Annotated in this window: 5 protein-coding genes; 3 read left to right on the top strand and 2 right to left on the bottom strand. The window is 53.9% G+C overall.

What is annotated here, in order from left to right; translation table 11 throughout:
- Positions 1 to 75: 75 nt before the first annotated feature.
- Together entD and fepA are read right to left on the bottom strand one after the other, a co-directional pair.
- Positions 76 to 696 (bottom strand): enterobactin synthase subunit EntD, encoded by a 621-nt coding sequence (entD, locus tag HEN21_RS15485; RefSeq protein ID WP_176251626.1) that lies wholly within the window; start codon positions 694 to 696, stop codon positions 76 to 78.
- 173 nt (positions 697 to 869) lie between these two features.
- Positions 870 to 3,110 (bottom strand): siderophore enterobactin receptor FepA, encoded by a 2,241-nt coding sequence (fepA, locus tag HEN21_RS15480; protein WP_001034901.1) that lies wholly within the window; start codon positions 3,108 to 3,110, stop codon positions 870 to 872.
- A 242-nt stretch (positions 3,111 to 3,352) separates the two neighbouring features.
- Here fepA and fes point away from each other — a divergent pair, with 242 nt between their 5' ends.
- Genes fes through entF form a run of 3 tightly spaced genes read left to right on the top strand, consistent with a single transcriptional unit; the run spans position 3,353 to position 8,654 of the window.
- Positions 3,353 to 4,555 (top strand): enterochelin esterase, encoded by a 1,203-nt coding sequence (gene fes / locus HEN21_RS15475; protein WP_176251625.1) that lies wholly within the window; start codon positions 3,353 to 3,355, stop codon positions 4,553 to 4,555.
- 2 nt (positions 4,556 to 4,557) lie between these two features.
- A complete protein-coding gene (locus tag HEN21_RS15470; RefSeq protein ID WP_176251624.1) occupies positions 4,558 to 4,776 on the top strand; it encodes an MbtH family protein in 219 nt (72 codons plus the stop codon).
- Positions 4,773 to 8,654 (top strand): enterobactin non-ribosomal peptide synthetase EntF, encoded by a 3,882-nt coding sequence (entF, locus tag HEN21_RS15465; RefSeq protein ID WP_176251623.1) that lies wholly within the window; start codon positions 4,773 to 4,775, stop codon positions 8,652 to 8,654. Before HEN21_RS15470 ends, entF begins: the two co-directional genes overlap by 4 nt.
- The last annotated feature ends 145 nt before the right edge of the window (positions 8,655 to 8,799 follow it).

The raw sequence follows: 8,799 nt of genomic DNA, 5'->3' as shown, positions 1-8,799 counted from the left end.
ATGGTAAGGCACCTGCTTTACACTTTCGCCCGCAGTCAGCAATGGCTGCGGGCGAATCGCACCGGGTATTATCAATTAATCGTGTTGGCACAGCGTGATGACTCTCTTTTCTTTTATCTGCCAGTGCACAGCAAACTTCTCATCCTCTCGACGAATGATGATCTGCTGTTTATTCCAGTTAATTATTTGATAATCCAGAAAACCTTGAACTGTCTGTAACTTGCTTGCCTTAAACGCACTCTCTTTCGCTGAAAATGCCAGTGTAAGCGCCACAGAAAAGGGTAAATCGCTGACCTCAAGCAGCTCGTATTCTGCTGGTGTCATAATGCTGTCTTTCAGCTCTTCCGCTGCTTGTGCAGAGAGAATCTCTTCGATATCAATACCCGTTGGTTGACGAGATACCACAGCCAATGCCATAGCCCCGCAGTGGCTAATACTGCCGTATAACCCGGCAGGCCAAAGTGGCTGGCGACGTTCACCGACAGGGGGGGCGTTCTTAAAGCCAAATTCCCTTAAAGCATGAACAGCAGCAATCCGTCCGGCTAAATGTTCGGCTTTGCGTTTACGTCCGGCATGTTGCAGTTGTGCATAATGCGGCAGCCAGAGTAAATCCTGCTCACAAAAACTTGCCGGCTCAAACTCAACAAAATGCAGCGTATGTCCGGCAAAGGGGAGGGAGGTATGCGTAGTTTTCATGTCGACCATATTAGAGACTGATGACAAACGCAAAACTGTCTGATGCGCTACGCTTATCAGGCCTACACTATCCTGCAATATATTGAATTGACAAGATTTTGTAGGCCGGATAAGGCGTTCACGCCGCATCCGGCATGAACGACGCGCACTTTGTCAACAATCTGACGTTAGCATCAGAAGTGAGTATTAATGCTCATATACCACGTACGTCCCGGCTCGTTATAGGTATACGCACCAGCACCGGCAATATAGTTGGCTCCTGCCAGATCGCCTGTGGTCTGGGCATTACCCGCACGCCACAAACGCTTGTCGAACAGGTTGTCTACGCCGCCGGTCAGACTGACATTCTTCGTTACATCCCAGGTCGCGCTCAGACCCACAATGCTGTACGGACTTATTTCTTTGGTTTCCGGTCCAACCGCTGGCTGACCTTTATAGTTGTACTTCTTCGGCTGCTGCTTGCCGTACCAGGTGAAGGTTGTTTGCATCGACAAATCTTCCCGTGCCTGCCAGCTCAGCGTTGAGTTCAACGTATATTCCGGGATGATCGACAAACGGTCGCCCGTGGTTTTATTTTCACTCTTCAGCATATAAGTGATGTTATTGGTCCACATCACCGTTTCGCTAACCGGCACGTTTAACGATCCTTCCAGACCTTCCACCACCGCTTTCGGTACGTTATCCCACTGATAGAGATCGGTGCCGACTGCGTTTTGCCCTACAGCCACATAGCCCGCTTCAATCTTATTGCGATAATCGTTACGGAACCAGGTGACGCCCGCCAGCCAGCCGTCGCGTTTGAACTCCAGACCAATCTCTTTGTTGATGCTGGTTTCTGCTTTCAGGTCATCGTTCCCCTGCAGATAGCAGCCGCCCGCGCTGGCATAGCAACCCTGACCTTTACTGTAGAGAATGTAGTTTGGGTTAGTCTGGTACAGGCTCGGCGCTTTATAAGCACGGGCGATGCCCATTTTCAGCGTGAAGTCATCGCCTAAACCTTGCGATATATTCAGCGCCGGGCTCCAGTTATTACCCACAATGCTGTGATGATCGAAACGCAGCCCCGGCGTTACGATGGTGCTGTCAGTCAGCTCCATGTTGTTTTCGGCAAACAGCGAGAAAATTTCTGCTTTTGAATACGGGCTACGGTCGGTGGCACTCACACCATCAATAGCACCGCCGGTATTCGTCCCGGTCAGCGCCTGGGTGTTGGAACTCAAGTCCTTCATCCGCTGCTGATTCCACTCCGTACCCAGCGTCAGCGTCTGGTTAACGAGGAAATCAATCGGCAGGTTAACTTCGCTGTGCAGCATCACGTCATCAAGATCGATATCGACGAAGTCTTGTGTCGCTTTTTCGTTAAATTTCCCTTCGGTGCCGCCCGCCAGACCTTCCGGAATACGCGAGTTACGGGTGTGTTCGTACTGCACCCAGTTACTGGTGGTCACACCGTTATCCCAGCCACCGTTCCAGGTCAGTGAGTAGTTCTGGCGATACAGGCGGTTGGTTTCATCGCCGTATTTAGAGCGAGTGTAGGCGTCGGAGTTGGTGTTCTGAGTATCGCCCGCATACAGGTTGCCCTGGCGGCTGTAACCCGCTTCCAGTTCGAGTGATTGCAGAGGCGCGAAGTCCCAACGAACTACGCCGTTAATATCTTTGTTGATCACCCCTTCGCGCCCGGCCGGTAGGGTAGTTGCATAGGTTCCGGCACGCGCGGACTGATGACCCTGGTTAATATCCCACGCGTCGGCCTGGGTTTTGTCGAGGTTGCCATACAAGCGGAAACTGAATTCATCGCCCAGCGGACCGGTCAGGCTGAAGTTGGTGCGTTTGGTGGCGCCTTCCTCTTTATGTTCTGGGGCGTTGAAATAAGCATCCCAGGAACCGTGCCACTCGCCGCTGCCTTTTTTGGTGATGATGTTAACTACGCCACCCGCCGCGCCGTTGCCATAACGTGCAGCCGCCGGGCCACGCAGAACTTCAATACGTTCAATCATCTCCGGCGGCACCCAGGAGGTATCACCACGGGTATCGCGCTCGCCGCGCCAGCCCTGACGCACCGAATTGCGGCTGCTGACCGGTTTACCGTCAATCAAAATCAGCGTGTTTTCTGGACCCATGCCGCGAATATCAATCTGGCGGTTATTACCACGCTGACCGCTGGTGGAGTTACCGGTCAGGTTAACGCCGGGCATAGTACGGATAATCTCCGACACATCGCGGGCAACCGGGTTTTTGCGGATTTCATCTGCGGTGATGGTCGAAACGCCAGGCGCCTGCAAGTTCTGCTCGGCGGCGGTAACGACAATAGTATCGTCATGTGAAACAGGAGTATCGGTTGGCTCTTGTGCCTGCGCTACCCCATAAATCCCCAGGTTGACCAACAAGGCCAGGGAATGAATCTTCTTGTTCATTGTTTTATTCCTGCATTTTTGCCACGAATTGCAACTGTCGGGCATGGTCGTCATCAGCATGACGCCTCCCGCTACCGCGAAAACCTTTGATCCTGAAAGACACGCAGTGCAGTTGGTTAATTAATGTGCGCGCTTGACATGGCGCGCCAATACGCTATTGCAAATGCAAATAGTTATCAATAATATTATCAATATATTTCTGCAATCAATAAAAAATTGCACAGTAAACATGGGGTTATGGTGTGACGGCGTTAAACGTGGGAAGTGAGAGCTGGTGGCAGTCGAAACATGGCCCGGAATGGCAGCGTCTGAATGACGAAATATATCAGGTCACTTTCTGGTGGCGTGACCCTCAAGGTTCTGAAGACCGCTCGACGGTAAAGCGCGTATGGGTTTATATCACTGGCGTTACCGATCACCATCAGAACAGCCATCCCCAGTCGATGCATCGCATTGCAGGCACCGATGTCTGGCAGTGGACGACACAACTCAGTGCTAACTGGCGCGGCAGTTACTGTTTTATTCCCACCGAACGCGATGACATTTTTTCTGCACCATCACCCGATCGCCTCGAATTACGTGAGGGCTGGCGAAAACTATTACCCCAGGCGATAGCCGATCCGCTGAATCCGCAAAGCTGGAAAGGAGGGCGAGGGCACGCTGTTTCCGCCCTCGAAATGCCGCAAGCGCCGCTGCAACCCGGCTGGGATTGTCCGCAAGCCCCCGCTAACTCAGCGAAAGAAATAACCTGGAAAAGTGAACGGTTGGGAAATTCACGCCGTGTATGGATTTTTTCCACTGGTGATGCACCAGTCGAAGAGCGTCCGTTAGCTATTCTGCTCGATGGTGAATTTTGGGCGCAAAGTATGCCCGTCTGGCCTGCGTTAACTTCGCTGACCCGTCGTCAGCAGCTTCCTCCCGCCGTGTATGTGTTGATTGACGCCATCGACACCACGCACCGTGCCCGCGAACTGCCGTGTAATGCGGATTTCTGGCTGGCAGTTCAGCAAGAGTTACTGCCGCTGGTGAAAATAATCGCTCCTTTTAGCGATCGTGCCGATCGCACCGTGGTCGCCGGGCAGAGTTTTGGTGGACTTTCTGCGCTGTATGCCGGACTACACTGGCCTGAACGCTTTGGCTGTGTATTAAGCCAGTCAGGATCGTACTGGTGGCCGCATCGGGGCGGGCAGCAAGAGGGCGTGTTACTTGAACAGCTTAAAGCTGGTGAAGTTAGCGTCGAAGGTCTGCGTATTGTGCTGGAAGCGGGTATTCGTGAGCCGCTGATTATGCGAGCTAACCAGGCGCTGTATGCGCAACTACATCCCATAAAAGAATCCATTTTCTGGCGTCAGGTTGACGGCGGACATGATGCACTTTGTTGGCGCGGTGGCTTGATGCAGGGGCTAATTGACCTCTGGCAACCACTTTTCCATGACAGGAGTTGAATATGGCATTCAGTAATCCCTTCGATGATCCGCAGGGCGTGTTTTACATTTTGCGCAATGCGCAGGGGCAATTCAGTCTGTGGCCGCAACAATGCGCCTTACCGGCAGGCTGGGACGTTGTGTGTCAGCCGCAGTCACAGGCGTCCTGCCAGCAATGGCTGGAAGCCCACTGGCGTACCCTGACACCGACGAATTTTACCCGGCAGCAGGAGGCGCAATGAGCCAGCATTTACCTTTGGTCGCCGCACAGCCCGGCATCTGGATGGCAGAAAAACTGTCGGATTTACCCTCCGCCTGGAGCGTGGCGCATTACGTTGAGTTAACCGGAGAGGTTGATGCGCCATTACTGGCCCGCGCGGTGGTTGCCGGATTAGCGCAAGCAGATACGTTGCGGATGCGTTTTACGGAAGATAACGGCGAAGTCTGGCAATGGGTCGATGATGCGCTGATATTCGAACTGCCAGAAATTATCGACCTGCGAACCAATATTGATCCGCACGGTACTGCGCAGGCCTTAATGCAGGCCGATTTGCAACAAAACCTGCGCGTCGATAGCGGTAAACCGCTGGTCTTTCATCAGTTAATTCAGGTGGCGGATAACCGCTGGTACTGGTATCAGCGTTACCACCATTTGCTGGTCGATGGCTTCAGTTTCCCGGCCATTACCCGCCAGATCGCCAATATTTACTGTGCATGGCTGCGTGGCGAACCAACGCCTGCTTCGCCGTTTACGCCTTTCGCTGAAGTGGTGGATGAGTACCAGCAGTACCGCGAAAGCGAGGCCTGGCAGCGTGATGCGGCATTCTGGGCGGAACAGCGTCACCAACTGCCGCCACCTGCGTCACTTTCGTCTGCACCTTTAGCGGGGCGCGGCGCCTCGGCAGATATTCTGCGCCTGAAACTGGAATTTACCGACGGAGAATTCCGCCAGTTGGCAGCCCAACTGCCGACCGTACAACGTACCGATTTAGCACTTGCGCTGGCGGCCTTATGGCTGGGGCGATTGTGCAACCGCATGGACTACGCCGCCGGATTCATCTTTATGCGTCGAATGGGCTCGGCGGCGCTGACGGCTACCGGCCCCGTGCTCAACGTTTTACCGTTGGGTATTCACATTGAAGCGCAAGAAACGCTGTCGCAACTGGCAACCCGACTGGCGGCACAACTGAAAAAAATGCGCCGCCATCAACGCTACGACGCCGAACAAATTGTCCGTGACAGTGGGCGCGCGGCGGGAGAGGAACCGCTGTTCGGTCCGGTACTCAATATCAAGGTATTTGATTACCAACTGGATATTCCGGGTGTTCAGGCGCAAACCCACACCCTGGCAACGGGGCCGGTTAATGACCTTGAACTGGCGCTGTTCCCGGATGAACACGGTGGTTTGAGCATTGAGATCCTCGCCAATAAACAGCGTTACGATGAGCCAACGTTAATCCAGCACGCCGAACGCCTGAAAATGCTGATTGCGCAGTTCGCCGCGAATCCGGCGCTGTTGTGCGGCGATGTCGATATTATGCTGCCAGGTGAGTATGCACAGTTGGCGCAGATCAACGCCACACAGGTAGAAATCCCTGAAACCACGCTGAGCGCGCTGGTGGCAGAACAGGCAGCCAAAACGCCGGATGCTCCGGCACTGGCTGACGCTCATTATCAGTTCAGCTATCGGGAAATGCGCGAGCAGGTGGTGGCGCTGGCGAATCTGCTGCGTGAGCGCGGCGTTAAACCTGGCGACAGCGTGGCGGTGGCGCTACCGCGCTCGGTCTTTTTGACCCTGGCACTACATGCGATAGTTGAAGCTGGCGCGGCCTGGCTACCGCTGGATACGGGTTATCCGGACGATCGCCTGAAGATGATGCTGGAAGATGCGCGCCCGTCGCTGTTAATCACCACCGACGATCAATTGCCGCGCTTTAGCGATGTTCCCAATTTAACCAGCCTTTGCTATAACGCCCCGCTTACTCCACAGGGCAGTGCGCCGCTGCAACTTTCACAACCGCACCACACGGCTTATATCATCTTTACCTCGGGTTCCACCGGCAGGCCGAAAGGGGTGATGGTTGGGCAGAAGGCTATCGTCAACCGCCTGTTGTGGATGCAAAATCATTATCCGCTTACAGGCGAAGATGTCGTTGCCCAAAAAACGCCGTGTAGTTTTGATGTCTCGGTGTGGGAGTTTTTCTGGCCGTTTATTGCGGGGGCGAAACTGGTGATGGCAGAGCCAGAAGCGCACCGCGATCCGCTCGCTATGCAACAATTCTTTGCTGATTACGGCGTGACGACCACGCACTTTGTGCCGTCGATGCTGGCGGCATTTGTTGCTTCACTGACTCCGCAAACTGCCAGCCAAAGTTGCGCGACGTTGAAACAGGTTTTCTGTAGTGGTGAGGCCTTACCGGCTGATTTATGCCGCGAATGGCAACAGTTAACCGGCGCGCCGTTACATAATCTTTATGGCCCAACGGAAGCAGCGGTGGATGTTAGCTGGTATCCGGCTTTTGGCGAGGAACTGGCACAAGTACGCGGCAGCAGCGTGCCAATTGGTTATCCGGTCTGGAACACGGGGCTACGCATTCTTGATGCGATGATGCATCCGGTGCCGCCGGGTGTGGCGGGTGATCTCTATCTTACTGGCATTCAACTGGCGCAAGGGTATCTTGGACGACCCGATCTGACCGCCAGCCGCTTTATTGCCGACCCTTTCGCTCCTGGTGAACGCATGTACCGTACTGGAGACGTTGCTTGTTGGTTGGAAAATGGCGCGGTGGAATACCTCGGGCGCAGTGACGATCAGCTAAAAATTCGTGGTCAGCGTATTGAACTGGGCGAAATCGACCGCGTGATGCAGGCGCTGCCGGATGTCGAACAGGCCGTTACCCATGCCTGTGTGATTAACCAGGCGGCAGCAACCGGCGGCGACGCGCGCCAGTTGGTAGGGTATCTGGTGTCGCAATCAGGCCTGCCGCTGGATACCAGCTCATTACAGGCGCAGTTGCGCGAAACCTTGCCACCGCATATGGTGCCCGTCGTTCTGCTGCAACTTCCGCAGTTGCCGCTTAGCGCCAATGGCAAGCTGGATCGTAAAGCTTTACCGTTGCCGGAATTGAAAGCAAAAACGCCGGGACGAGCGCCGAAAGCGGGCAGCGAAATGATTATCGCCGGGGCGTTCTCGTCATTGCTGGACTGTGATGTGCAGGATGCCGACGCTGATTTCTTCGCTCTTGGCGGTCATTCACTACTGGCAATGAAACTGGCGGCGCAGTTAAGTCGGCAGTTTGCCCGCCAGGTGACGCCGGGGCAGGTGATGGTCGCGTCAACCGTCGCCAAACTGGCAACGATTATTGATGGTGAAGAAGATAGCACCCGGCGCATGGGATTCGAAACCATTCTGCCGTTGCGTGAAGGTAATGGCCCGACGCTGTTTTGTTTCCATCCGGCGTCCGGTTTTGCCTGGCAGTTTAGCGTGCTCTCGCGTTATCTCGATCCACAATGGTCGATTATTGGCATTCAGTCGCCGCGCCCTCATGGACCTATGCAGACGGCGACGAACCTGGATGAAGTCTGCGAAGCGCATCTGGCAACGTTACTTGAACAACAACCTCACGGCCCTTATTACCTGCTGGGTTATTCGCTGGGCGGTACGCTGGCGCAGGGGATTGCGGCGCGGTTGCGTGCCCGTGACGAACAGGTGGCATTTCTTGGCTTGCTGGATACCTGGCCGCCAGAAACGCAAAACTGGCAGGAAAAAGAAGCTAACGGTCTGGACCCGGAAGTGCTGGCGGAGATTAACCGCGAGCGCGAAGCCTTCCTGGCGGCACAGCAGGGAACTGCGTCGACGGAGCTGTTTACCACCATTGAAGGTAATTACGCTGATGCAGTGCGTCTGTTAAGCACGGCTCATAGCGTACCATTTGATGGTAAAGCGACGCTGTTTGTTGCTGAACGTACACTTCAGGAAGGTATGAGTCCTGAACGCGCCTGGTCGCCATGGGTAGCTGAGCTGGATATTTATCGTTTAGATTGTGCGCATGTGGATATTATCTCGCCAATGGCGTTTGAAAAAATCGGGCCAATTATTTTGGCGACGCTAAATAAATAACTTTATCTTAAATAAAATCCATAATTACTGTAAATGATTGTGGATTTTATTATTTATTATTATGATGAATCCTCAGTTGCTTCTCTGAAAACACGCTTAATGTTGTGTTCGGTGAGGGGAATTTACAAAGTTCAGCTTCGGATAA

This window comes from Escherichia sp. 93.1518 (assembly GCF_013368915.2).
GTDB classification, from domain to species: Bacteria; Pseudomonadota; Gammaproteobacteria; order Enterobacterales; family Enterobacteriaceae; genus Escherichia; species Escherichia ruysiae.
Note: the sequence above shows the minus strand (reverse complement) of the source record. Positions and strands in the feature narration are given on the sequence as shown.